Annotated in this window: 20 protein-coding genes; 9 read left to right on the top strand and 11 right to left on the bottom strand. The window is 66.4% G+C overall.

Translation table 11 applies throughout. From position 1 onward, the window contains the following. Nucleotides 1-3: 3 nt before the first annotated feature. Nucleotides 4-444: a peptidoglycan-binding protein LysM gene (gene lysM / locus ACPRTJ_RS08960; RefSeq protein ID WP_058541679.1), complete on the top strand. Its 441-nt coding sequence runs from the start codon at nucleotides 4-6 to the stop codon at nucleotides 442-444. Nucleotides 445-527: 83 nt separating this feature from the next. Here the strand turns inward: lysM and yrfG are convergent, their stop codons facing one another. Beyond that, on the bottom strand, nucleotides 528-1190 hold the full coding sequence (gene yrfG / locus ACPRTJ_RS08955) for a GMP/IMP nucleotidase (protein ID WP_058541678.1): 663 nt from the start codon (nucleotides 1188-1190) through the stop codon (nucleotides 528-530). 73 nt (nucleotides 1191-1263) lie between these two features. Between yrfG and nudE the strand changes: the two genes are divergently transcribed. Both nudE and cysQ read left to right on the top strand, forming a co-directional pair. After that, nucleotides 1264-1830 (top strand): ADP compounds hydrolase NudE, encoded by a 567-nt coding sequence (nudE, locus tag ACPRTJ_RS08950; RefSeq protein ID WP_043861645.1) that lies wholly within the window; start codon nucleotides 1264-1266, stop codon nucleotides 1828-1830. Continuing rightward, nucleotides 1827-2654, top strand: a complete 828-nt coding sequence (gene cysQ / locus ACPRTJ_RS08945; protein WP_426428633.1) for a 3'(2'),5'-bisphosphate nucleotidase CysQ — start codon at nucleotides 1827-1829, stop codon at nucleotides 2652-2654. Before nudE ends, cysQ begins: the two co-directional genes overlap by 4 nt. Here cysQ and ACPRTJ_RS08940 read toward each other — a convergent pair. The 7 genes from ACPRTJ_RS08940 to rfbB all read right to left on the bottom strand — a co-directional run bounded on the left by ACPRTJ_RS08940 (nucleotide 2643) and on the right by rfbB (nucleotide 9815). Beyond that, nucleotides 2643-3095, bottom strand: coding sequence for a YiiD C-terminal domain-containing protein (locus ACPRTJ_RS08940; protein WP_426428631.1), 453 nt, complete (start codon nucleotides 3093-3095; stop codon nucleotides 2643-2645). The genes cysQ and ACPRTJ_RS08940 overlap by 12 nt on opposite strands. Further along, complete coding sequence (locus ACPRTJ_RS08935) at nucleotides 3095-4507, bottom strand: sigma-54-dependent transcriptional regulator (protein ID WP_043861648.1); 1413 nt, start codon at nucleotides 4505-4507, stop codon at nucleotides 3095-3097. Before ACPRTJ_RS08935 ends, ACPRTJ_RS08940 begins: the two co-directional genes overlap by 1 nt. After that, on the bottom strand, nucleotides 4504-6318 hold the full coding sequence (locus ACPRTJ_RS08930; protein WP_081315192.1) for a sensor histidine kinase: 1815 nt from the start codon (nucleotides 6316-6318) through the stop codon (nucleotides 4504-4506). Before ACPRTJ_RS08930 ends, ACPRTJ_RS08935 begins: the two co-directional genes overlap by 4 nt. 143 nt (nucleotides 6319-6461) lie before the next feature. Further along, the gene (gene rfbD, locus ACPRTJ_RS08925; RefSeq protein ID WP_054915923.1) at nucleotides 6462-7322 is read right to left on the bottom strand and encodes a dTDP-4-dehydrorhamnose reductase; all 861 of its coding nucleotides are present in this window, start codon (nucleotides 7320-7322) and stop codon (nucleotides 6462-6464) included. Continuing rightward, nucleotides 7319-7864: a dTDP-4-dehydrorhamnose 3,5-epimerase gene (gene rfbC, locus ACPRTJ_RS08920; RefSeq protein WP_426428628.1), complete on the bottom strand. Its 546-nt coding sequence runs from the start codon at nucleotides 7862-7864 to the stop codon at nucleotides 7319-7321. The genes rfbD and rfbC overlap by 4 nt, the downstream gene beginning before the upstream one ends. Continuing rightward, nucleotides 7855-8736 carry a glucose-1-phosphate thymidylyltransferase RfbA gene (rfbA, locus tag ACPRTJ_RS08915; RefSeq protein WP_054915924.1) on the bottom strand — a complete coding sequence of 294 codons (882 nt, stop codon included), beginning with the start codon at nucleotides 8734-8736 and terminating at the stop codon, nucleotides 7855-7857. The genes rfbC and rfbA overlap by 10 nt, the downstream gene beginning before the upstream one ends. Continuing rightward, nucleotides 8733-9815, bottom strand: a complete 1083-nt coding sequence (gene rfbB, locus ACPRTJ_RS08910; RefSeq protein ID WP_078481595.1) for a dTDP-glucose 4,6-dehydratase — start codon at nucleotides 9813-9815, stop codon at nucleotides 8733-8735. Before rfbB ends, rfbA begins: the two co-directional genes overlap by 4 nt. Nucleotides 9816-10207: 392 nt before the next feature. On the opposite strand from rfbB, the gene ACPRTJ_RS08905 reads away from it, so the two are divergent. The 4 genes from ACPRTJ_RS08905 (at nucleotide 10208) to ACPRTJ_RS08890 (ending at nucleotide 15664) form a co-directional block, all read left to right on the top strand. Then, the gene (locus ACPRTJ_RS08905; RefSeq protein WP_426428626.1) at nucleotides 10208-13093 is read left to right on the top strand and encodes an aminotransferase; all 2886 of its coding nucleotides are present in this window, start codon (nucleotides 10208-10210) and stop codon (nucleotides 13091-13093) included. A gap of 198 nt (nucleotides 13094-13291) precedes the next feature. After that, nucleotides 13292-14170 (top strand): N-carbamoylputrescine amidase, encoded by an 879-nt coding sequence (gene aguB, locus ACPRTJ_RS08900; RefSeq protein WP_043861659.1) that lies wholly within the window; start codon nucleotides 13292-13294, stop codon nucleotides 14168-14170. A 2-nt stretch (nucleotides 14171-14172) separates the two neighbouring features. Further along, entirely contained in the window at nucleotides 14173-15279 is a 1107-nt protein-coding gene (gene aguA, locus ACPRTJ_RS08895; protein ID WP_426428624.1) for an agmatine deiminase, read from the top strand. A 184-nt stretch (nucleotides 15280-15463) separates the two neighbouring features. Further along, nucleotides 15464-15664 carry a hypothetical protein gene (locus ACPRTJ_RS08890; protein WP_078481589.1) on the top strand — a complete coding sequence of 67 codons (201 nt, stop codon included), beginning with the start codon at nucleotides 15464-15466 and terminating at the stop codon, nucleotides 15662-15664. A gap of 142 nt (nucleotides 15665-15806) precedes the next feature. On the opposite strand, the gene ACPRTJ_RS08885 is transcribed toward ACPRTJ_RS08890, so the two are convergent. Next, nucleotides 15807-17897 carry a TonB-dependent receptor gene (locus ACPRTJ_RS08885; protein ID WP_426428623.1) on the bottom strand — a complete coding sequence of 697 codons (2091 nt, stop codon included), beginning with the start codon at nucleotides 17895-17897 and terminating at the stop codon, nucleotides 15807-15809. Nucleotides 17898-18292: 395 nt separating this feature from the next. Between ACPRTJ_RS08885 and ACPRTJ_RS08880 the strand changes: the two genes are divergently transcribed. Then, the gene (locus ACPRTJ_RS08880; protein ID WP_123753343.1) at nucleotides 18293-19570 is read left to right on the top strand and encodes an OprD family porin; all 1278 of its coding nucleotides are present in this window, start codon (nucleotides 18293-18295) and stop codon (nucleotides 19568-19570) included. A 27-nt stretch (nucleotides 19571-19597) separates the two neighbouring features. On the opposite strand, the gene ACPRTJ_RS08875 is transcribed toward ACPRTJ_RS08880, so the two are convergent. Then, nucleotides 19598-21265, bottom strand: coding sequence for an FMN-binding glutamate synthase family protein (locus ACPRTJ_RS08875; protein ID WP_054915933.1), 1668 nt, complete (start codon nucleotides 21263-21265; stop codon nucleotides 19598-19600). Nucleotides 21266-21379: 114 nt separating this feature from the next. After that, nucleotides 21380-22270: a LysR family transcriptional regulator gene (locus ACPRTJ_RS08870; protein WP_078481583.1), complete on the bottom strand. Its 891-nt coding sequence runs from the start codon at nucleotides 22268-22270 to the stop codon at nucleotides 21380-21382. Nucleotides 22271-22367: 97 nt separating this feature from the next. Here ACPRTJ_RS08870 and ACPRTJ_RS08865 point away from each other — a divergent pair, with 97 nt between their 5' ends. Next, nucleotides 22368-23501: an MFS transporter gene (locus tag ACPRTJ_RS08865; protein ID WP_213606717.1), complete on the top strand. Its 1134-nt coding sequence runs from the start codon at nucleotides 22368-22370 to the stop codon at nucleotides 23499-23501. The last annotated feature ends 12 nt before the right edge of the window (nucleotides 23502-23513 follow it).

Raw genomic sequence — 23513 nt, 5'->3', positions numbered from 1 at the left:
AGGATGAGCATTTTTAGTTTCGTGAAAGAAGCGGGTGAAAAACTGATCGACCTGCTCACCCCCGGCAACGCCAAGGCTGACGACCAGTTGAAGGAGCACGTGCAGAAGGTCGGCCTGGGCAACCCGAACATCCAGACCACCGTCGACGGCGACAAGGTCACGGTCAAGGGCGAGGTAGGCAGCCAGGAAGAGAAGGAGAAGATCCTGCTGGCGCTGGGCAACATTGCCGGCGTGGCGTCGGTGGACGACCAGCTCACCGTGACCGGCCCGGTCGTGGCGGCGGCGCGTTTCGTGGTGGTGAAGAAGGGCGACACGCTGAGTGCGATTTCGTTGGCGGTGTATGGCAATGCCAACCAGTACAACAAGATCTTCGAGGCCAACAAGCCGTTGCTGAGCCATCCCGACAAGATCTACCCGGGGCAGACGCTGCGTATTCCGGAGTAAGGCTCCAGCTTGGTGGTGTGATCTTCGCCGGCAACGCCGGCTCCTACAGGTAAGGTGCCTTGTGTAGGAGCCGGCGAAGCGGCCTACAGCCCCAGCAACAAGTCCCGATAATCTTCCTGCGCCGCAAACTCCGCCGTATCCCGCGGCCCCTTGCGGCTGTCCGGCTGGCGCACTGCCAGCAGGTGCGCCACGCCAAAGTCGCGCGCGCTGCGCAGTATCGCCAGGGTGTCGTCGATGAACAGGCTGCGTGCCGGGTCGAACCCGGTATCCGCGTGCAATGCGCTCCAGAACTGCTGGTCTTCCTTGGGGAAGCCATAGTCATGGGAGCTGATCAGCCGCTCGAAATAGGGCGCCAGCGCCACCCGCTCCAGCTTCAACGACAACGAATCGCGATGGGCATTGGTGATCAGGATCACCCGTTTGCCGGCCTGGCGGATCGCCTGCAGAAAGGTGTCGGCGTCCGGGCGCAGCGCGATCAGGTCGGCCGTTTCCAGTTTCAGCTCGCGCACCGGCAGCTTCAGCTCGGCACTCCAGAAATCCAGGCAGTACCAGTTCAGCGAGCCGGCGTGGCGTTCGAACAGTGGCTGCATTTCCAGCTCGGCCATCGCACGGCTGATGCCATGCAGCTCGGCGTAGCGCTGGGGCAGGTGCTCCAACCAGAAGTGGTTGTCGTAGTGCAGGTCCAGCAGGGTGCCGTCCATATCCAGCAATACGGTATCGATGTCGTGCCAGGCCAGGGAGGGCATGTGAAATATTCTCGTTCGATCCAGACTCGGTGGACGGTATAGTACCCCGTTACCGCCAAGGAGCCGCCCCCTCATGCGCCAGAAACCCACTGTCCTCAGCCGCGAAATTGTTGCAAGCAGCCGCCTGTTCCGTGTCGAAGCGGTCGAGCTGCGCTTCAGCAACGGCACCGAACGTACCTATGAACGCCTGGTCGGGCGCGGCAACGGCTATGGCGCGGTGATGATCGTGGCGATGCTCGATGCCGAGCACGCGGTGCTGGTGGAGGAATACTGCGGCGGCACCGACGAGTACGAGCTGTCGCTGCCCAAGGGCCTGATCGAGCCCGGTGAAGACGTGCTGGCGGCGGCCAACCGTGAACTCAAGGAAGAAGCCGGCTTCGGCGCCCGGCAGCTGGAACACCTGACCGAGCTGTCGCTGTCGCCCGGCTACATGAGCCAGAAGATCCAGGTGGTGCTGGCCACCGACCTGTTCGAAGAGCGCCTGGAGGGCGACGAGCCCGAGCCGATGCGTGTCGACAAGGTCAACCTGCGCGAGCTCTCGGCCCTGGCCCAGCATCCGCAGTTCTCCGAAGGGCGGGCGCTGGCGGCGCTGTACCTGGTGCGTGACCTGCTGACCCAGCGCGGCGTGTTCGGCGCATGAACGACCGCGAACTGATGCAGCAGGTGGTGCAGCTGACCCGACAGGCGGGCACTGCCATCCTGCCGTTCTGGCGTGCGGACGTGGCCGTGCAGACCAAGCTCGATGCCTCGCCGGTGACCGCAGCCGATATCGCCGCCCACGACGTGATCGCCGCCGGCCTGCAGCGGCTGGCGCCACACATTCCGGTGCTGTCCGAGGAAGACTGCGACATCGGCCTGGCCGAGCGCCAACAGTGGCAGCGCTGGTGGCTGGTGGACCCGCTGGACGGCACCAAGGAGTTCATCGCCGGCAGCGAAGAGTTCACCGTCAACATCGCCCTGATCGAACAGGGCCGGGTGGTATTCGGCGTGGTCGGGGTGCCCACCACGGGGCGTTGCTACTACGGTGGCCAGGGCCTGGGGGCCTGGCACGAAGACCCGCACGCGCCGGCAGCGCCGATCAGCGTGCGTGCGGCGCCGCCTGCCGGCACCCCGTTCACCGTGGTCGCCAGCCGCCGCCACAGCAGCCCCGAGCAGGAGCGCTTGCTGGCCGGCCTGAGTGCGGCGGTGGGTGAGCTGGAGCTGACCTCCGTGGGCAGCTCGCTCAAGTTCTGTCTGCTCGCCGAAGGCGCCGCCGACTGCTACCCGCGCCTGGCGCCGACCTCGCAGTGGGACACCGCCGCCGCCCAGGGCGTGCTCGAAGGCGCCGGCGGCGAAGTGCTGGGCCTGGACGGCCAGCCGTTCGCCTACCCATCCCGCGAAAGCCTGCTCAATCCTTTCTTCCTTGCCCTGCCAGCCGCAGCGCCGTGGCGCGCCAGCCTGCTGGCGCTCGCCTCAGCGGTGTAGCACGTACTGCCCGCCGAACTGCACGGCGGGCGTTTCACTGCCTTCGTTGAACACCTGGGTGTGCAGGGTCAGGCGCGCGCGGCCGTAGCGCTGGTAGGTGGCCACGAAGCGCTCCCAGACCTTGGCCTCGGGCGCCGCGCACACCGCCACGCCGGCGCCGGTGATCGGCAGCGGGTAGCTGATCTGGCCTTCCTGGATGACGATATGCCCGTCGCCGATGCCCGCCTCGCGCAGGCGCAGGTGCAGCCAGCCCCAGCCTGCCAGCACGGCCGCGCAATACAGGCTGCCGCCGAACATGGTGCTCTTGTGGTTGACGTTGGCCGCCAGCGGCAATTGCAGGCGCAGCCGCTGGTGCTGCCAGTCGAGCACCTGCAGGCCCATCTCGCGGGTCAGCGGGATGTCGGCGTGCAGCACGTCCTGCAGGTAATGGCTCGGGTTCATCAGCGGTTGTCCTCGGTGTCGTCGGTGCCACTGGCATTGCTGTCGGCAAAGCTCAGGCCGTGTTTGCGCAGCTTGTCGTGCAGGGTCTTGCGCGGCACGCCGAGGGCTTCGGCCAGGCTGCGCATCGAGCTGTGCGGGCGGGTCAGTTCGGCGGCGATCAGCGAGCGTTCGAACTGCTCGACCTGGTCGCTGAGGTTGCCGCTGCCCGGCGCTGCCTGCGCCTGATCGACCGGGCCAGGGCTGTCGCCGTCCAGGGCCAGCTCCAGGCCCAGGGCGAAGCGCTCGGCGGCGTTCTGCAGCTCGCGCACGTTGCCCGGCCACGCATGGCGCAGCAGCGTCGCACGTTGCGCCGGTTGCAGCACGTGGGGGGGCAGGCCGTGGCGTTCGCTGGCGGCGTCGGCAAAGTGCTGGAACAGCATCAGCACATCGTCGCCGCGCTCGCGCAGGGGGGGGATGCGCAGCGGCGCGACGTTTAGGCGGTAATACAGGTCGGCGCGAAAGCGCCCCTGGTCGGCGGCCTGGCGCAGGTCTTCCTTGGTGGCGGCGATGATGCGGATATCCAGCGGGATCAGCTGGTTGCCGCCCAGGCGCTCGACCACCCGCTCCTGCAGCAGGCGCAGCAGCTTGACCTGTACATCCAGGCTCATGCTCTCGATTTCATCGAGAAACAGCGTGCCGCCATTGGCGAACTCGAACTTGCCGATGCGCCGCTTCTGCGCCCCGGTAAAGGCGCCGGGCTCGTGGCCGAACAGCTCGCTCTCGACCACCGATTCGGCCAGGGCACCGGCGTTGATCGCCACGAACGGGCCGTCGCGCCGGCTCGACAGGTCGTGCAGCGCGCGCGCCACCACCTCCTTGCCGGCGCCGGTCTCGCCCAGTATCAGCACATCGGCGCGGGTGCCGGCCAGCGCGCCGATCTGCTCGCGCAGCCGGGCCATTGGGGTCGACTGGCCCACCAGGCGCGTGCTCAGTTGCTGGCGGTCGCTCAGGGCCAGGCGCAGGCTGCGGTTGTCCAGCACCAGGCGGCGCAGCGCCAGGCCGCGGCGCACGCTGTCGAGCAGGGCGTCGCTGGCGAAGGGCTTTTCGAGAAAGTCGTAGGCCCCGGCGCGCATCGCCTGCACCGCCAGCGGCACGTCGCCGTGGCCGGTGATCAGCAGCACCGGCAGGTCCGGGTCCTGGGCATGCAGTTGTTCGAGCAGTTGCAGGCCGTCGATGCCGGGCATGCGGATATCGCTCACCACCACCCCGGGCCAGTCGCTTTCCAGGCGCGCGGCCAGGCCCTGGGCGTCGCTCAGGGGCAGCACGCGCAGGCCGGCGAGGTCCAGGGTCTGGCTCAGGGCCTGACGCAGGTGCGGGTCGTCATCGACCAGGACGACCTGGGTGCGGCTGTCGATCAGTGTGTCGGTCGTCATGCCGAGGAGTCCTCCGAGGTTTGAAGCGCGGCGCCGGGGGTGGCCACGCGCAGTTGCAGGGTCAGCAGCGCACCGCCTTCCGGGTGGTTGGCCAGCACCAGCTCACCGCCCAGCGCGTTGATCAGCGTATCGCAGATCGCCAGGCCCAGGCCCAGGCCCTGGGTGCGGGTCTTGGTGGTGAAGAACGGCTCGCGTGCGCGCAGCAGGGCCTGGCTGCTGAAGCCCGGGCCGTTGTCGCGAATGGTCAGGTAGACGCTGCCTTCGCGGCGTTCGGCACTTAGCCAGAGCTTGCGCGGGTTGGCCTTTTCGGTCAGTGCGTCGAGGGCGTTGGCCAGCAGGTTGCCCAGTACCTGGCGCAGGCGGGTTTCGCCGGCCTGCACCCACAGAGTGGCCTCGGGCAGGTCGCGCACCAGTTCCACCGCCATCGCCCGGCGCCGCTTGGCCAGCAGGGCCAGGGCGTCGTCGAGTGCCGGCTGCAGCGCCACGCTTTCCGGCGCATGCCGGTCACGCCGGGCGAAGGCGCGCAGGTGGGCGATGATCGAGGCCATGCGCCCGGTCAGTTCGCTGATCAGCTTGAGGTTGCTGCGCGCATCGTCGGTGCGCTGGTGGTCGAGCAGGATCTCGGCGTTCTCGGCGTAGCTGCGGATCGCCGCCAGCGGCTGGTTGAGCTCATGGCTGATGCTTGCCGACATGGTGCCCAGCACCGACAGCTTGCCGGCCTGCACCAGCTCGTCCTGGGCGCGCACCAGTTCCTGCTGGGCCTGCTCGCGCTCAAGCACTTCGGTCTTGAGGCGGCTGTTGAGGCCTTCGAGGGCGGCGGTGCGTTCGGCCACGCGCAGCTCCAGCTCCTGGCGGGCGCGGGCCTCGAAGTCGAGGCGGTCCATGTAGTTGCGCCGGCGCTGCATCACCAGCCCGAGCAGCAGCATCACCACCAGCAGGGTGGCGGCGCCGATGAACAGCACCGTGCTCACCGAGCGGTCGACCAGGGTGCGCGGGGCCAGGATGCTGACCTGCCAGCCGGTCTCGGGGATGGCCTGGGTCTGGGTCAGCCAGGCATCGGGGTTGAGCCTGAGGGGCTTGGGCGTGGTGGTGGGGTAGGGCTGGATCGCCACGATCGCGTCGCGCTCGGCCTCGCTGAGCGGGCGCGTGGCGCGAAAGCGCCAGTCGGGGCGCGAGGTGAGGATCACCACGCCGTTGTGGTCGGTCACCAGCAGTTGCTCGGGGGTCTTGCCCCACAGGGTTTCGGTGTGGTCCAGGTCGATCTTGGCCACCAGTACGCCGATCACCTGGTCGCCGTCACGCACTGCTGCGGCGAAGAAGTAGCCGCGCTTGGCCGAGGTGGTGCCCTGGCCGAAGAAACGCCCCAGCCGGCCCTGCATGGCTTCGCTGAAGTAGGGGCGGAACGAGAAGTTGCGCCCGGCAAAGTTGTCGTGCTTGTTCCAGTTGGAGGCCGCCAGGGTGTTGCCGTTGACGTCCATCAGGTACATCACCTCGGCGCCGGTCTGCGCGCAGATGTCGTCGAGCAGGCGGTTGGCGTTGGTCAGGGTCTCGAGGCGTATCGGGTCGGCCAGCACCGCGCGCAATGCCGGCAGGTCACCGAGGATCTGCGGCAGGGTCTCGTAGCGGTGCAGGGTGCCCAGCAGGTTGGCCACGTACAGGTCCAGGGTCTGGCGGTTCTGGCTGGCCAGTTCCTCCTGGTAGTAGTGCTCGGCCAGGCGTTGCAGTGGCCACAGCAGCGGCGCCAGGCACAGCGCCAGGAGGGCCAGGCTGCGCCAGCGCGGACGGCGGGGTAGGGTCGGGGTCATGGTCATCGCAAACCGGGCTTTGGTGGGGGGCGCGTTGCAGCCCATCGCGGGTCAAGCCCGCTCCCACAAGGCCACTGATTATCCCGTGGGAGCGGGCTTGACCCGCGATGGCGTCGCAAAGGGCGCAGAAACGTTGGGCGCATTATGCGCTACTTCAGGCACTCGATCAGCGCTTGACGCCAGTCTGGCTGCTCCACCTGCCACTGCTGGCGCAGGCGGCTGCAGTCCAGGCGCGAGTTCAGTGGGCGCTGCGCCGGGGTCGGGTATTCGCTGGACGGGATCGGCAGCAGCTGCGCGCAGGGCCTGCCCTGAGCCTTCAGATGCTCGCCGATGGCCTGGGCGAAACCGAACCAGGAGGTCTGGCCCTGCGCGGTCATGTGGTAGGTGCCCCACGCACCCGCCTGCCCGGCCTGCCAGCGCTGGATCAACGCCAGGGTGCTGGCGGCCAGGCTACCGGCCCAGGTCGGTGCACCGATCTGGTCGGCGACCACGCGCAGCTGCGGTTTTTCCTGCAGCAGACGCTGCATGGTCAGCAGAAAATTGCGCCCGTGCAACGAGTACACCCAGCTGGTGCGCAGTGTCAGGTGCGCGCCGCCCACGGCATGGATGGCCTGCTCGCCAGCCAGCTTGCTGCGTCCGTACACGCTCAGGGGGTTGGGCGCGTCGTCTTCGGTGTAGGGCGTGGCCTTGCTGCCGTCGAACACGTAGTCGGTGGAGTAGTGCAGCAGCGGTACGCCCAGCCGTGCGGCCTCCTCGGCAAGTACGCCGGGTGCAGTGGCGTTGATGGCGAAGGCCAGCGCAGGTTCGTTTTCGGCCTGGTCGACTGCGGTATAGGCGGCGGCGTTCACCAGCAGGTCGGGGCTCAGCTCGCGTACTACCTGGCGGATGCGTTCGGGCTCGGCCAGGTCGAGCTGTTCGCGGCCCAGTACATGCACCTGGCCCAACCCGGCCAGGCGCTGCTGCAGGGCCTGGGCGAGCTGGCCATTGCGCCCGGTGATGAGGATTTTCATGGGAACAGGTCGGCGTCCTTGAGCAACTGGCCGACCTGATCCTTGGCCGACAGCTGCGGCGGTGCGTCCAGTTGCCAGTCGATGGCCAGCTGCGGGTCGTCCCAGCGAATGCAGCGCTCGGCGCTCGGGTTGTAGTAGTCGGTGGTCTTGTACAGGAACTCGGCGCTGTCGCTGAGCACCCGGAAACCGTGGGCAAACCCCTGGGGGATCCACACCTGCCGGTGGTTGGCGGCCGACAGGTGTACCGCCACCCATTGCCCGAAGGTCGGCGAGCTGCGGCGGATATCCACCGCCACGTCCAGCACCGCGCCCTGGGTCACGCGCACCAGCTTGCCCTGGGGGTTGTGCACCTGATAGTGCAGGCCGCGCAGCACGCCGCGAAGCGAGCGCGAATGATTGTCCTGCACGAACTGTGCATCGATGCCGGTTGCGGCCCTGAAGGCCTGGGCGTTGAAGCTCTCGTAGAAGAACCCGCGGTCATCGCCGAACACCCTGGGTTCGAGGATCAGCACGTCCGGTAGCGCGGTGGCGATCACTTCCATTGCTGGTCTCCGGTCAGGCCGTACAGGTACTGGCCGTAGCCGGTCTTGCCGAAGGCCTTGGCCCGCTCCAGCAGACGCTCCTGGCAGATCCAGCCCTGCTGGAAGGCGATCTCTTCAAGGCAGGCGACCTTCAGGCCCTGGCGATGCTCGATGGTCTGCACGTACTGCGAGGCCTCCAGCAGGCTGTCGTGGGTGCCGGTGTCGAGCCAGGCGAAGCCACGCCCGAAGCGCTCCACGCGCAGGTCGCCACGGCGCAGGTAGGCATTGTTGACATCGGTGATCTCAAGCTCCCCACGCGGCGAAGGCTTGATGTCGCGGGCGATGCGCACCACGTCGTTGTCGTAGAAGTACAGGCCGGTGACCGCGTAGCTGGACCTGGGCTGCGCGGGCTTTTCTTCGATCGACAGGGCGTTGCCTGCCGCGTCGAACTCGATCACGCCGAAACGCTCCGGGTCCTTGACCCAGTAGCCGAACACCGTTGCGCCGCTGGAGTGGGCGGCGGCGCGCAGCAGTTGCTCGGTGAAACGCTGGCCGTGGAACACGTTGTCGCCCAGGATCAGGCACACCGAGTCGTCACCGATGAACGATTCGCCGATCAGGAACGCCTGGGCCAGGCCGTCGGGCGAGGGCTGCTCGGCATATTCGAAGTGCACCCCGAACTGGCTGCCGTCGCCCAGCAGCTGGCGAAAGTGTGGCAGGTCGTGAGGGGTGGAGATGATCAGGATTTCGCGGATGCCGGCCAGCATCAGCACCGAGATCGGGTAGTAGATCATCGGCTTGTCGTATACCGGCAGCAGCTGTTTGGAAATGCCCAGGGTGATGGGGTGCAGGCGCGTGCCGGAGCCGCCTGCCAGTACGATGCCTTTGGTCATGCAATCAGGTCCTTGAAATCGCTGTTGCCCAGGCGCTGGCCCTGGTAGCTGCCGTCCTGCACATGGCGGCACCACTCCAGGTTGTCCAGGTACCACTGCACGGTCTTGCGCAGGCCGGTGGCGAAGGTTTCTTCAGGGCGCCAGCCCAGCTCGCGCTCGATCTTGCCGGCGTCGATGGCGTAGCGCAGGTCGTGGCCGGGGCGGTCCTGCACGAAGGTGATCAGGTCGGCATAGCGCGCCACGCCCGCCGGGTGTGCGGGGGCCAGCTCTTCGAGCAGTGCGCAGATGGCGTGCACCACCCCGAGGTTGGTCTGCTCGTTGTGCCCGCCGATGTTGTAGGTCTGGCCTACCTCACCTGCGGTGACCACCTTGAGCAGGGCGCGGGCATGGTCCTCGACGAACAGCCAGTCGCGCACCTGCTGGCCGTTGCCGTACACCGGCAGCGGCTTGCCCGCCAGGGCGTTGAGGATCACCAGCGGGATGAGTTTTTCCGGGAAGTGGTACGGCCCGTAGTTGTTCGAGCAGTTGGTCAGCAGCACCGGCAGCCCGTAGGTGCGCTGCCAGGCGCGCACCAGGTGGTCGGACGCGGCCTTGCTCGCCGAGTAGGGCGAACTGGGTGCGTAGGGGGTGGTTTCGGTAAACAGGTCGTCGACCCCATGCAGGTCGCCATACACCTCGTCGGTGGACACGTGATGGAAGCGAAACGCCTCGCGCTCGGCGGCCGGCAGCGTGCCCCAGTAGGCGCGGGTGGCTTCGAGCAGGCTGTAGGTGCCGACGATGTTGGTCTGGATGAACGCCGCTGGCCCGTCGATGGAGCGGTCGACATGCGACTCGGCTGCCAGGTGCATGATCGCCTGGGGCCGGAAGCGCTCCAGCACCGCGCTCACGGTGGCCTGGTCGACGATATCGGCCTGCACGAACTCGTAGCGGGTGTTGCTGGCGATGCTGTGCAGCGACTCCAGGTTGCCGGCGTAGGTCAGCTTGTCCAGGTTGAGCACGTGGTGGTCGGTGTGCTCGATCAGGTGGCGGACCAGCGCCGAACCGATGAAGCCGGCACCGCCGGTGATGAGTATGCGCATGTCGAATGGCCTTTGGTGCAGCGGGTGGTGTTCAGGTGGCTCGTAGCTTGTCGCCAGGCGCCGGCCGGTGCAAGGGCAACGCAGCGCTGGCCGACGTCAGGCTATCGGCCGGATGCCCGCGTAGTTAATAGTGGCTGATCCTGCCGCCAATCTGCGCGCCGAGGGGCAGGTTGTCGGAAAAGTACGCGGTGAACCCGGCGTCGCTCATCGCCTGCTGCATGCGCGGGAGCAGGATTGGAGGATGGCAACCTGCTTCAAGCGTCTGTCCCGGGGTTGGAGGGCGAAATCGACGGCGGGTCAGAATACGTTCAATTCTTTCCCTTCGTCACTCCCCTTGCTTATCGGCAGCAGCGGTGGCGATATAAGCGACAAAAAAAATCGAGGCCTTCTCCATGTCGCTGAACACCCTCATTCACCGCGCCAGCCTGCCATGCCCCGATCTCGACCCGGCCCAGGCGGCGCAGCTGCTGCAGGCGCATTACGGGCTGCAAGGCACGCTGCAGCCGCTGGGCAGCCAGCAGGACCTGAACTTTCGCGTCGATACGCCCCACGGGCGCTTCGTGCTCAAGGTCTGCCATGGCGACTATGCGCAGCAGGAGCTTGAAGCCCAGCATGCGGCGCTGGAGCACCTGCACCGTCAGGGTGTGCCGGTACCGACCGTTCGTCGTGCCAACGGTGGCGAGCCGTTGCTGGCACTGACGATCGACGGCCAGCCGGTGCGCGCCCGGGTGCTCACCTACATCGAGGGCCAGACCCTGACCCGCCTGCCGTACATGGCGCCGCGCCTGATGCACGCGCTGGGGGCGCTGTGTGCACGGGTCGACATGGCGCTGGCGGACTTCACCCACCCCGGGCTGGAGCGCACCCTGCAATGGGACCCGCGCCATGCCCAGGCGGTGATCGCCCACCTGCTCCCGGTGCTGGCCGACGGGCCGCGCAAGGTGCGGGTGCAGGCCGTTGCCGAGCAGGCCCGCGTGGCGCTCGAGCCGTTGTTGGCGCAGCTGCCGATGCAGGCGGTGCACCTGGACATTACCGATGACAACGCCGTGTGGCAGCGCGATGGCGCACGCGAGTGGCAGTTGCAGGGGGTGATCGATTTCGGCGACCTGCTGCACACCTGGCGCATCGCCGACCTGTCGGTGACCTGCGCGGCGCTGCTGCATCATGTCGACGGTGACCCGCTGCGCATCCTGCCGGCCATCGCTGCCTATCATGCGCTCAACCCGCTGCACGAGGCCGAGCTGCGAGCGCTATGGCCGATGATCGTGGCGCGCGCGGCGGTGCTGGTGCTCAGTGGCGAGCAGCAGGTGGGCGTCGACCCCGGCAACAGCTACAGCCGCGACAACCTGGCCCATGAGTGGGAGATCTTCGAGGTGGCAGCCGGTGTGCCGTTCGCATTGATGGAGGCGGCGATCATGCAACTGGCCGGCCTTGCGCCCGCGCCGCTGCCGGCCACGGGCATGCTGCTGCCGGGGTTGCGCGACCAGGCTGTGGCGCGGGTCGATCTTGGCGTGCTGAGCGAGCACTTCAGCGCCGGCAACTGGGAGCAGCCCGGCATCGACCAGCACCTGCTGCGTACCCATGCGGCCCCGGCCAGCACGTTGTATGCCCAGTACCGCCTGTCGCAGACTCATATCGACAACCCGCTGGAACCGCACACCTGTGCGCTGCACGTGGAGCTGCACCTGCCCGTGGACAGTGCGCTGGTGGCGCCGTTTGCCGGCACCTGGCGCCACGGCGAGCAGGGCTGGGCGTGCCTTGAAGGTGACGCCTCCAGCCTGTGGCTGCGCGGGGTGGTGCAAAGCCCCGCATCGGGCGCGGTCATCGCCCAGGGCGAGCCGCTGGGGCACGCCACCGAGCTCGAGGTGCAGCTGTGCCGCGTGGCCGGCCTGCAACCGCCGAACTTCGTCGCGCCTTCGCGTGCGCTGGCGTGGCAGGCGCTGTGCCCTTCGCCGGCTGCGCTGCTGGGCTTTGACTGCGACGCCGCGCCACTGCCCGACCCGCATGCCCTGCTGGCGCGTCGCGACGCCAGCTTCGCGCGCTCGCAGAAGCACTACTACCAGCAGCCGCCACATATCGAGCGCGGCTGGCGCAACTACCTGATCGACATGCAGGGGCGCTCGTACCTGGACATGCTCAACAACGTCGCGGTGCTGGGCCATGGGCACCCGCGCATGGTGAGCGAGTCGGCGCGCCAGTGGTCGCTGCTCAACACCAACTCGCGCTTTCACTATGCGGCCATCGCCGAGTTTTCCGAGCGCCTGCTGGCGCTGGCGCCGCCGGGGATGGACCGGGTGTTCCTGGTCAACAGCGGCACCGAGGCCAACGACCTGGCGATCCGCCTGGCGTGGGCGGCCAGCGGCGGGCGCGACATGCTCAGCGTGCTGGAGGCGTACCACGGCTGGTCGGTGGCCACCGATGCCATCTCGACCTCCATCGCCGACAACCCGCAGGCATTGAGCACCCGGCCCGACTGGGTGCACCCGGTGACCGCACCGAACACCTACCGCGGCAAGTACCGTGGGCAGGACACCACCGCCGACTATGTGCGCGATGTCGACGAACGCCTGGCCGAGATCGGCGAGCGTCAGCTGGCGGGGTTCATCTGCGAGCCGGTGTACGGCAATGCCGGTGGCATTCCGTTGCCGGCGGGGTATCTGCAGCAGGTGTATGCCAGGGTGCGCGCGCGGGGCGGGGTATGCATCGCCGACGAGGTGCAGGTGGGCTATGGGCGGCTGGGCGAGTACTTCTGGGGCTTCGAGCAGCAGGGTGTGGTGCCGGACATCATCACCATGGCCAAGGGCATGGGCAACGGCCAGCCGCTGGGCGCGGTGATCACCCGGCGCGAGATCGCCGAGGCGCTGGAGGCCGAGGGTTACTTCTTCTCGTCGGCCGGTGGCAGCCCGGTGAGCTGCCGTATCGGCATGGCAGTGCTGGACGTGATGGAAGAGGAGGGCCTGTGGGACAACGCGCGCGAGGTGGGTGGGTACTTCAAGGCGCGTCTGCAGGCGCTTGTCGATAAGTATCCGCTGGCGGGTGCGGTGCATGGGTCGGGGTTCTACCTGGGCCTGGAGCTGGTGCGCAATGCCGTCAGCCTGGAACCGGCCACCGAAGAGACGGCGGCGCTGTGCGAGCGTCTGCGCGAGCTGGGCATCTTCATGCAGCCGACCGGTGACTACCTGAACATCCTCAAGATCAAGCCGCCCATGTGCACTACGCGGGCGAGCGTGGATTTCTTTGTGGACAGTGTGGAGCGGGTGTTGACGCAGGGGGTGTAGCGGCGGAGTCGGGAGGGCGCTGTCCTGCATTCGCTGGCTTGCCAGCGAAGCAGTCAACGAACCCTCCCTTGCGTCGATTAATATCGATTAATAATCGGGCGAACCTGAGAGGTTTAATTATTTTTGGCTTTTAAAGCCGATATTTATCGGCTATAAAGTGCTCATCGTCTTCCCTTGTACCTTCCCAAGGAGGTTCCCATGAGCCGTACCGTCACCGTCGCCGCCACCCAGATGGCTTGTTCCTGGGACCGCCAGGCAAATCTCGCCACCGCCGAAAAACTGGTGCGCGAAGCCGCCGCCAAGGGCGCGCAGATCATCCTGATCCAGGAATTGTTCGAAACCCCGTACTTCTGCCAGAAGCCCAACGCCGACTACCTGCAACTGGCTACGCCCACCGAAACCAACGCCGCCATCGCGCACTTCCAGACGCTCGCCAGGGAGCTGCAGGTGGTGCTGCCCATCAGCTACTACGAGCTGGCCGGCCGCGCCCGCTTCAACAGCATCGCGATCATCGACGCCGACGGCAGCAACCTGGGCGTGTACCGCAAGAGCCACATCCCCGACGGCCCCGGCTACCACGAGAAGTACTACTTCAACCCCGGCGACACCGGCTTCAAGGTGTGGCAGACCCGCTACGCCAAGATCGGCGTGGGCATCTGCTGGGACCAGTGGTTCCCCGAGTGCGCCCGCAGCATGGCGCTGCTGGGCGCGGAGATTTTGTTCTACCCCACTGCCATCGGCAGCGAACCGCACGATGCCAATATCCTCTCCCGCGAGCACTGGCAGCGTGTGCAGCAGGGGCACGCCGGCGCCAACCTGATGCCGCTGGTGGCCAGCAACCGCATCGGCCGCGAAGAACAGGACGGCTACGCCATCACCTTCTACGGCTCGTCGTTCATCGCCAACCAGTTCGGCGAAAAGGTCGAGGAACTGGACCAGACCGAAGAGGGCGTGCTGGTGCACAGCTTCGACCTGGACAAACTGGAACACGTGCGCAGCGCCTGGGGCACCTTCCGTGACCGCCGTCCGAACCTGTATGGTGCGATCAAAACCCTCGACGGTTCACTGGAATCCTGACCATGAAGACCCTGAACACTACCCCGCGCGCCGACGGCTTCCACATGCCTGCCGAGTGGGCACCGCAAACCCAGGTATGGATGCTGTGGCCCGAGCGCCCGGACAACTGGCGCCTGGGCGGCAAGCCGGCCCAGGCCGCCCACGTGGCGGTGGCCAAGGCCATCGCGCGTTTCGAGCCGGTCACCGTGGGTGTGTCGGCCGGCCAGTACGAAAACGCCAGTGCGCAACTGGACATGCCCAACATCCGTGTGGTGGAAATCAGCAACGACGACGCCTGGGTGCGTGACACCGGCCCGACCTTCGTGATCAACGACAGCGGCGAAGTGCGCGGCGTGCACTGGGGCTTCAACAGCTGGGGCGGCTTCGAGGGCGGCCTGTACGCACCGTGGAACCGCGACGAACAGGTGGCGGCCAAGGTGCTGGAAATGGAGCGCTGCCAGCGTTACCGCACCGAGGGCTTCGTGCTCGAAGGCGGCTCGATTCACGTGGATGGCGAAGGCACCCTGATCACCACCGAGGAGTGCCTGCTCAACCACAACCGCAACCCGCACCTGAACCGCGAGCAGATCGAGGCGATCCTGCGCGATCAACTGGCGGTGGACACCATCGTGTGGCTGCCCGAGGGCCTGTACAACGACGAAACCGACGGGCATGTGGACAACTTCTGTTGTTACGTGCGCCCGGGCGAAGTGTTACTGGCCTGGACCGATGATTCGCAAGACCCCAACTACGCCCGCTGCCACGCCGCCCTGGCGGTGCTGCAAAGCCAGCGCGATGCCAGGGGCCGTGAATTCGTGGTGCACAAGATGCCGATCCCGGGCCCGTTGTACGCTACCGAAGAGGAGTGCGCCGGGGTCGATCTGGTGGCCGGCAGCCAGGAGCGCAACCCGTCGGTACGCCTGGCCGGTTCCTACGTGAACTTCCTGATCGTCAACGGCGGGATCATCGCGCCGAGCTTCGACGACCCCGCCGATGCCGAGGCCAGAGCGGTCCTGGCGCGTCTGTTCCCCGATCACGAAGTGGTCATGGTGCCGGGCCGTGAGCTGTTGCTGGGCGGTGGCAACATCCATTGCCTGACCCAGCAGCAACCCGCCCCTGCCAAGCGCTGAGAGCGGCCTGGCAAATCAAGCCCGTCATCGACGGGCTTTTTTTTGCCTGCGCGATGGCCGGCGACGCAACTGGCACACCTCTTGTATTCGTTTTGCCTTGTATTTCAAGCAAGTACGACGGCGCAGTTCTGTCACAAAGTTTGATTAAGGTAGCCGCTCACACTTCTGGGGAGTACGTGTGGAAATGAATGCGACAAGTGAACCGGTTTCGCACCCGTCGGTGGTGAACCTCGAGGCGCTTGAGGCAGTGGCGCAGTGGTTGAAACACCATGGAACCCTCCGGGTCAGGAAGACCGATCCACGACGTGCACTGGTGGAACGTTATCCACAGGGGTTGATCACCGAGGCAGAGCTCGATGCGCTGCTGGGGGTGTGCTACCGCTGAACTGGAAAGGGCGCCACCGATTGCGGTGGTGCCCTTTTTTGTGGAGGCTGTACTGGCCTCATCGCGGGTCAAGCCCGCTCCCACAGGGGGTGGCGCGGTCTTTGTGGGAGCGGGCTTGACCCGCGATGGCAGCACCGCAGTTCTAGAAGTTGTAGGTACCCGTCACCACCAGGCTGCGCGGATCACCGAACTGGATCTGCCCGGCACTGGTCGCCGAACTGTAGTAGGTCTTGTCGGCAATGTTGCTCAGCGCCGCGCGCACATCCCAATCCTGCGTGCGCCAGCCGACCAGCGCGTCCCAGCTGCCATACCCCGGCAGCACGATGGTGTTCTTGGTATCGGCATAACGCTGCCCCACCAGTGTCACACCCGTTTCGGCGTACCAGCCCATTTCCGGTTTCCAGGTGACGAACAGGCTGGCGTTGCGCCGCGCCACGTCGTTGATGCGGTTGCCGGCATTGCCTTCGGTGTCCTCGACGATGGTGGCGTCCTGCAGGCCGATGCCCCCGCGCACATACCAGTTGCCTCCCAGCTTGCCGGTGGCGGTCAGTTCGACCCCGCGCGAGCGCTGCAGGCCGGTGAGGATGTAGCGGTCGGCGTTGTCCGGGTCGCGGCTGCGGCGGTCGTACAGCTCCAGCTCGTACACCGCCAGGGTGGTGCTCAGGCGCTCGTCCAGCCACTCGCTCTTGACCCCGATCTCCTTCTGCCGGGTATGTTCAGGCCCGGTTTCGTTGGCGTTGCCCGCCGCCCCCGGGGTGATGCCGATCAGGCCGCCACCCACCGGGGAAAAGGTCTTGCTCCACGAGGCATAGAAAGCGTGGTCCCTGAGCGGCGTCCACACCACACCCAGGCGCGGGCTGGTGCTGTTGCTCTGCTGCTTTTCGCTCAGGCCGCTGACCTTGCTGGTGGTGTCCACCTCGAACCGGTCATGGCGCAGGCCGACGAGCAGTTGCCACTGATCGTTCAGGCGGACCTGGTCCTGCACATACAGGCCACGGCTGTGCACGTCTGTATGGTTGTTGCTGGACACCGCCAGCACGCCGTTGTGTTGCTGGTCGCGGTCCGGGTTGAACAGGTCGACGCCCGGCACGCCCTTGCCGCTGCGCAGCAGCGAGTGACGGCGCTGCTCGCCCAGTTCGAGCCCCGTGAGCAGGGTGTGCTCCAGGCCGAAGGTCGACACGTTGCCTTCGATTTCCACGGTGTTGAACAGGTTGCGCGTGTTCAGGTCCTGCTGCCAGCGCTGGCGCCCGACCAGGCCGGTGCTGGCGTTGTAGCCGGTGAGGTAGGTGTTGTCGAAGTCGCTGTCGAGCTGGAACAGGCCCAGGGTATGGCGCAGTTGCCAGGCATCGTTGAGCTGGTAGTTCAGGCGCGAGCGCAGCGACTGCGCGGTGTCGTCGATGTAGTCGCGCTGCGGGTCGCCATAGGTGGTGCTGCGGCTGACATCCACCGGGCGACCGGTGCGCGGATCGCCGGGGATACCGCGGTCGGGCGTGCGGTTGTAGCGGCTGTATTCGTACTGCACCAGCCAGTTCAGGTCCGGGCTGAGCTGCCAGCTCATCGAGGGCGCGAACAGCTGGCGGCTGCCGTCGATGCCGTGGCGGAAGCTGTTGTTGTCGCGGTTGCCCATGTTCAGGCGCAGGCTGAGGGTGTCGCTGGGGTCGGCACTGAGGTCGGCATACAGGCTGCGCAGGTCGTCGCTGCCGCCCTGGGCCTCGATGCTGGAGTGTCGGCCGGCTTCGGGCGCCTTGCTCACGCGGTTGATGATACCGCCCTGGCTGCCGCGGCCGTACAGCACCGCCGCCGGCCCCTTGAGCACCTCGATCCGTTCGATGTTGTACAGGTCGCGCACGTACTGGCTGTCGTCGCGGATGCCGTCCAGGTAGAAGTCGTTGCTGGCGTCGAAGCCTCGGATGCGCAGGCTGTCGAAGCGGGTGTCGGCGCTGTTGCTGACGTTGGGGATGCCGCTCAGGGCCTTGCCCAGGTCATGGGTGCCGTAGTCGTGCACGCTGGCGGTCTTGATCGAATCGATGGCCTGGGGCACGTAGCGCGCCGGGGTGGAGGTGCGGGTGGCGGTGGTCACTTCCTTGACCCGAGGGTCATCCCGGTCGCTGTCGGCGGTTACCGACAGCTCGGGCAACGTGGTGCTGGCAGCACACGCCAGGCTGGAGCTGAACAGGGCGCAAAGCCCCAGAGACACAGGGGAAAGACGGCAAGGGACAGGCGTGGCACGCATCGGCAAAGGTACTTGGTGATGAAAAGGGTGCGAATGGTAATGCTTTGCATTCCCAAATGTTAGCGCTATTTACGCACCTTTGTGGTGCGGTCGTATCCAGGTATTTCCACCGGGGCGCAACCGATTGCGGGTTGCCTTGTCTGCGCCGCTGAAGACGGCGTAATGGCCATATGACTTGTCGTTTTCACGAATTTTTGACATGGCCTTGTACGCACGGCTAGGATCGGACCCAACGCCTGTAGGCCCATCGGCCAAGAGTCCCAAGAAAAGGCCCGCTGCACCCTTGTTGCAGGCGGGCTTTTTATTTGCAGACCCGTGAGCGTCAACCCACGCAGGGGGCGTGGTTCCTGGCGTTGGTCGCAGAGCGTAAAACACTCCGAAATAAGGAAAATAACATGTTGAAAACACGGATCAGTCTGATCGCGCTGGGGCTTATGGCGGCGACTCAGGCAATGGCCAACGACCAGGCCGCGTCGAACGGTTTCCAGGAAGACAGCAAGGCCAGCGTTCTGCTGCGCAACGCGTTCATCAATCGTGACAAGAAGCATGGCAACAGTGACCAGTCCGAGTGGGGCCAGGCCTTCATCGGCAAGTTCTCGTCGGGCTTCACCCAGGGCACCGTGGGCGTGGGCGTCGATGCCTTCGGCCTGTACGCCATCCGCCTGGACGGCGGCAAGGGTCGTAACGGCGGCCAGGGTATTGACTTCTTCAAGCCAAGCGATACCGAACCGAGCAACTCCCCGCACAACCTGGCGCGTGCCGGTGCTGCGATCAAGTTCCGCGTCTCCAATACCGTACTGACCTACGGTGACCAGATGCCGACCTTGCCGGTACTGAACTACGACGACGGCCGTCTGTTGCCAGAAAGCTTCACCGGCACCTCGATCACCTCCAAGGAGATCGAAGGCCTGGAACTGACCGCTGGCCGTTTCACCCAGGAAGCACGTAAAAGCGCCGAAGGGCGTGATAGCGGTGGCCTGAAGTCGATCAACGTGTTCGGCGGCAAGTACGCCTTCACCAAGAGCTTCAGCGCAGCGCTGTACACTTCTGACATCGAAGATGTGATGAAGAAGCACTACCTGGGCCTGAACTACGTTCACGCCATCGCGGACGATCAGTCGCTGACCCTGGACTTCAACGGCTACAAGTCGGATATCGACAAGAAGTTCGTCAACAGTGCAGACCTGGCGGGCGACAACAACACCATCTGGAGCCTGGCAGCGACTTACGCTTTCGGCCCGCACTCGCTGACCCTGGCGCACCAGCGCAGCACTGGTGACACCGGCTACCAGTACGGCTGGTACCAGAATCGTCGTGGCGGCGTAGGTGACGGTGGTTCGACCATCTTCCTGGCCAACTCCTACTGGTCCGACTTCAACGCCGAAGACGAGCGTTCGTGGCAGATCGGCTACGGCCTGGACTTCAGCGCCTTCGGCGTACCGGGCCTGACCTACAACGTGGCCTACGTGCGTGGTGACAACATCAACACTCACGGTGCCGGTGAAGGCAAAGAGCGCGAAATCTTCAACCAGTTCAAGTACGTGGTTCAGGAAGGCCCTGCCAAGGACCTGTCCGTCAAACTGCGTAGTTCGTTCCTGCGTGGCAGCACCAATCTGGACACCGACGGCAACGAAGTCCGCGTGTTCGTCGAGTACCCGATCAGCATCCTCTGATCGATTCGACCTTCAAACAACCCCGGCCTAGGCCGGGGTTGTTTGTTTTCGGCGTACCGCATTCGCCGGCGCCACGGGCGCATCCTGCAATTGCGGCGCGAAGCTGTCGCTGCGGGCCATCCGCCACATCCGTGCATAGAATTCGCTGTCGATCGAGCCGCTGAGCAATTCGCCGGGCTTGAGGAACACGTGCAACTGCGAAAACAGCCGGATCTCGCTGGCGCTGACGCGGCGCACCAGGTGCTTGGGCTTGAGTTCGCTGGGGTGCTCGAGGCCGGCGGCCGCGAGCATCTCGGCCAGCGCATGCAGGGTATTGCGATGAAAGCTGAACACCCGTTCGGCCTTGTCGGGCACCACCAGTGCACGCTGGCGCAACGGGTCCTGGGTGGCCACGCCGGTGGGGCACTGGTTGGTGTGGCAGCTTTGCGACTGGATGCAGCCGATGGCGAACATGAAGCCGCGCGCCGAGTTCACCCAGTCGGCGCCCAGGGCCAGCACGCCGGCGATGTCGAACGCGCTGACGATCTTGCCGGCGGCGCCGATGCGCACCTTGTGGCGCAGGTTCAGGCCCACCAGGGTGTTGTGCACGAACATCAGGCCCTCGCGCATGGGCACGCCGATGTTGTCGCTGAATTCGCGTGGCGCAGCGCCGGTGCCCCCTTCCTTGCCGTCGACCACGATGAAGTCGGGCACGATCTGGGTGGCCAGCATGGCCTTGGCGATGCCCATGAACTCCCAGGGGTGGCCCAGGCAGAACTTGAAGCCCACCGGTTTGCCGCCGGACAGCTCGCGCAACTGCGCCACGAACTCGAGCAACCCCACCGGCGTGCTGAAGGCGCTGTGGGCGGCGGGCGAGATGCAGTCTTCGCCGGGCGCCACACCGCGCGTGGCGGCGATCTCGGCGCTCACCTTGTGCCCCGGCAGGATGCCGCCGTGGCCGGGCTTGGCGCCCTGGCTGAGCTTGATCTCGATCATCTTCACCTGCGGGTCGCGGGCCTGTTCGGCGAAGCGCTGCGGGTCGAAGCGGCCGTGGGCGTCGCGGCAGCCGAAATAGCCGCTGCCGATTTCCCAGATCAGGTCGCCGCCATGTTCGCGGTGGTAGGGGCTGATGCTGCCCTCGCCGGTGTCGTGGGCAAAACGGCCAAGGCTGGCGCCCTTGTTCAGCGCGCCGATGGCGTTGGCGCTGAGGGCGCCGAAGCTCATGGCCGAAATGTTGAAGATCGACGCCGAGTAAGGCTGGCGGCATTGCGGGCCGCCGATGGCGATGCGAAACGAGGCCGGGTCGGGGGTGTTGACCGGCAGCATCGAATGGCTGATGAACTCGAAGCCCGGGCGGTACACGTCATTGAGCGTGCCGAAGGCTTTCTCGGCGCTTTCGTTCTTGGCCCGTGCGTACACCAGCGAGCGCTGCGCGCGGGAGAAGGGCAGCTTGTCGTCGTCGCCTTCGAGCAGGTACTGGCGGATCTCGGGTCGGATGGTCTCGATCAGGTAGCGCAGGTTGCCCAGGATCGGGTAGTTGCGCCGCACTGCGTGCTGGCGCTGGCGCAGGTCGTTCAGGCCCACCAGCGAGAGCAGCGTGCCGATCAGGGTCAATGGCCAGAGCCAGGCGTGAGTGGCAAGAAACGGCAGGCTGGCCAGGCTGAACGTGAGGCACGCCGCCAGGCAGGCATAACGGCTGGGAAACGAGAGGCGCATGAATCTTCCGCTGATGATGTTTGTCGCGCCTAGGATAGGCAAAGCACCGCGGCGGAAAACCCGCGGTTTCGGTAAAACAGTTTTATCCGCGCCGTGCTTGCCAGGCGCCGGGGCTCATGGGCCCGGCTGGTTGATGATCGCCAGGAACGCCTCGGCCGCCCGCGAACGGCCGTGCCGGCGGCTGATGGCATGCAGCGCGATGTGTGCATCGGCATCGCTGAGCGGGCGGTAGCACACGCCCTTGCGTTCCAGCGCGCTGGTGCAGGCCGGCACCACCGCCACGCCCTGGCCGGCGGCGACCAGGGCGATGATGGTGGTGGTCTGCTGGCCGCTGGGGCCGCGGTGCAGCGCCAGGCCGGCGTTGGCGAACAGGGTCTCGATGGCCAGGTTGAGGCCGGTGCCGTGCTGCTCGGGGTAGAGGATCACCGGGCGCTGCTGCAACTGCGCCAGGCTGACCTGCGCCTGGTCACTGAGCGGGTCGCTGACCGGCAGCGCCAGCAGCAGGGGTTCGTGCTCCAGGGTGTCGGTGTGCAGGTTGTGCTCGGCGGGGGGCGGCAGGCGGCTCAGGCCGATGTCCAGGGTGCCGTCGCGCAGCTGCGCCCACTGGTTCATCGACGCCTGTTCGATCAGGTTCAACTGCACCTCGGGGAAGGCCTGGGCGAAGCGCTGGATGGCCTGGGTAAAGCGGTCGCTCAGGGCTACGGAGCTGGCATAGCCCAGGCTCAGGTGGCCGGCCATGCCGCTGGCGAGCCTGGCGGCCATGGTTTCGGCCAGCGCCAGTTGCTCGATCACGTTGCGTGCATAGGGCACGAAGGCCTGGCCCTGCACGGTGAGGCTGACGTTGCGGCTGCTGCGCTCGAACAGGCTGAACCCCAGCTGGGCTTCCAGCGCCGAGATCTGCCGGGTCAGCGCGGGCTGGGCCAGGTGCAGGGCCTGGGCGGCGCGGCCGAAATGCAGGGCCTGGGCCACGGCCAGGAAATAGCGCAGTTTGCGGAGGTCGAGCATGGTGCACCTTGAGGTATCGATCGGTCCGAAATCGGTATTGGCCCGGGGCGAGTGGGGCGCCGTATAAAGGGCGCCACACACTTTAACGAGTTTTGCCATGCAGGCGCCTTCTTCGGCTGCGCGGGTCGCGATGTTGTTGTGCGGCTGCGCGGCGTTCCTCCCCTTGTACGCCACCCAGGGCATCCTCGCGCAACTGGCCCGGCAGTTTGCCGTGGACATTGGCCAGGTGAGCTGGAGCCTGACCATCACCACCCTGATGGTGGCGTTGACTGCGCCCTGGGTCGGCTGGCTGGCGCGGCGCTGGTCGCCGGTGACGCTGATCGTGGTGGCGGCGTTGCTGCTGGCCACCCCGGTGCTGCTGATGGCCACGGTGGGCAGCTTTGCCGAGCTGCTGCTGTGGCGGGCGGTGCAGGGTTTGCTGATACCGGTGATCTTCGCCTGCAGCGTGGCGCTGATTGGTGAGCGGTGGCAGGGCGCGAGCGTGACCGAGGTCACCAGCCTGTACGTGACCGGCACCATCCTGGGCGGCTTTGCCGGGCGCTTCGTGGTGGCGTGGGTGACCGAGTACTGGGGCTGGCGCGAAGCGTTCGAAGTGCTGGCGCTGGTGGTGCTGCTGATGGGGCTGGGGATTCGCTGGCTGCTGGTGCTCGAACCGGTGCCGGCGAGCAGGCGCAGGGCCAGTGCGCCACCACGGTTTGGCTGGCCATTGTGGTCGGCGTGTGCGGTGGGGTTCTGCGTGCTGTTTTCACAGGTGGCGTCGTTCACCTATGCGGGGCTGCACCTGAGCCGGGCGCCGTTCGGGCTGGGGGCGGCGGCGCTGGGGTCGATCTATGCGGTGTTTCTGCTGGCGCTGGTGGTCACGCCGATTGCCGGCCGCCTGGCCAGGGCTCGCCCGCCGTTGCACCTGCTGATGGTGGCGGGCGTTGTCGGCGCGGTGGGCATCGGCCTGACGCTTGTGCCCACGCTGTGGGTGATCGTGCTGGGGCTGGCGTTGAGCTCGACCGGGGTGTTCCTGGCGCAGGCGGCGGCCAACACCTTCATTGCGACCACGGCCGGCGCGAACAAGGCCGGGGCGATCGGGCGCTACCTGACCTGCTATTACCTGGGCGGGAGTGCCGGCGCGCTGTTGCCGGCGGTGCTGTGGCAGCAGTGGGGCTGGACCGGGTGCGTGGTGCTGATTCTGGGGTTTCAGGCGGTGTTCATGTTGATCGGGCGGGTGGGCTGGCGCTGAACCCTTCGGCCC

The sequence above is a fragment of the Pseudomonas palmensis genome, assembly GCF_049942755.1.
In the GTDB taxonomy this organism is placed as follows: Bacteria; Pseudomonadota; Gammaproteobacteria; order Pseudomonadales; family Pseudomonadaceae; genus Aquipseudomonas; species Aquipseudomonas palmensis.
Note: the sequence above shows the minus strand (reverse complement) of the source record. Positions and strands in the feature narration are given on the sequence as shown.

What these genes read in the sequence shown, in the direction of transcription:
- lysM (WP_058541679.1), top strand. Translation starts at nt 4, where the DNA reads ATGAGCATTTTTAGTTTCGTGAAAGAAGCGGGTGAAAAACTGATCGAC.
- yrfG (WP_058541678.1), bottom strand. Translation starts at nt 1,190, where the DNA reads ATGCCCTCCCTGGCCTGGCACGACATCGATACCGTATTGCTGGATATG.
- nudE (WP_043861645.1), top strand. Translation starts at nt 1,264, where the DNA reads ATGCGCCAGAAACCCACTGTCCTCAGCCGCGAAATTGTTGCAAGCAGC.
- cysQ (WP_426428633.1), top strand. Translation starts at nt 1,827, where the DNA reads ATGAACGACCGCGAACTGATGCAGCAGGTGGTGCAGCTGACCCGACAG.
- ACPRTJ_RS08940 (WP_426428631.1), bottom strand. Translation starts at nt 3,095, where the DNA reads ATGAACCCGAGCCATTACCTGCAGGACGTGCTGCACGCCGACATCCCG.
- ACPRTJ_RS08935 (WP_043861648.1), bottom strand. Translation starts at nt 4,507, where the DNA reads ATGACGACCGACACACTGATCGACAGCCGCACCCAGGTCGTCCTGGTC.
- ACPRTJ_RS08930 (WP_081315192.1), bottom strand. Translation starts at nt 6,318, where the DNA reads ATGACCATGACCCCGACCCTACCCCGCCGTCCGCGCTGGCGCAGCCTG.
- rfbD (WP_054915923.1), bottom strand. Translation starts at nt 7,322, where the DNA reads ATGAAAATCCTCATCACCGGGCGCAATGGCCAGCTCGCCCAGGCCCTG.
- rfbC (WP_426428628.1), bottom strand. Translation starts at nt 7,864, where the DNA reads ATGGAAGTGATCGCCACCGCGCTACCGGACGTGCTGATCCTCGAACCC.
- rfbA (WP_054915924.1), bottom strand. Translation starts at nt 8,736, where the DNA reads ATGACCAAAGGCATCGTACTGGCAGGCGGCTCCGGCACGCGCCTGCAC.
- rfbB (WP_078481595.1), bottom strand. Translation starts at nt 9,815, where the DNA reads ATGCGCATACTCATCACCGGCGGTGCCGGCTTCATCGGTTCGGCGCTG.
- ACPRTJ_RS08905 (WP_426428626.1), top strand. Translation starts at nt 10,208, where the DNA reads ATGTCGCTGAACACCCTCATTCACCGCGCCAGCCTGCCATGCCCCGAT.
- aguB (WP_043861659.1), top strand. Translation starts at nt 13,292, where the DNA reads ATGAGCCGTACCGTCACCGTCGCCGCCACCCAGATGGCTTGTTCCTGG.
- aguA (WP_426428624.1), top strand. Translation starts at nt 14,173, where the DNA reads ATGAAGACCCTGAACACTACCCCGCGCGCCGACGGCTTCCACATGCCT.
- ACPRTJ_RS08890 (WP_078481589.1), top strand. Translation starts at nt 15,464, where the DNA reads ATGAATGCGACAAGTGAACCGGTTTCGCACCCGTCGGTGGTGAACCTC.
- ACPRTJ_RS08885 (WP_426428623.1), bottom strand. Translation starts at nt 17,897, where the DNA reads ATGCGTGCCACGCCTGTCCCTTGCCGTCTTTCCCCTGTGTCTCTGGGG.
- ACPRTJ_RS08880 (WP_123753343.1), top strand. Translation starts at nt 18,293, where the DNA reads ATGTTGAAAACACGGATCAGTCTGATCGCGCTGGGGCTTATGGCGGCG.
- ACPRTJ_RS08875 (WP_054915933.1), bottom strand. Translation starts at nt 21,265, where the DNA reads ATGCGCCTCTCGTTTCCCAGCCGTTATGCCTGCCTGGCGGCGTGCCTC.
- ACPRTJ_RS08870 (WP_078481583.1), bottom strand. Translation starts at nt 22,270, where the DNA reads ATGCTCGACCTCCGCAAACTGCGCTATTTCCTGGCCGTGGCCCAGGCC.
- ACPRTJ_RS08865 (WP_213606717.1), top strand. Translation starts at nt 22,368, where the DNA reads ATGCAGGCGCCTTCTTCGGCTGCGCGGGTCGCGATGTTGTTGTGCGGC.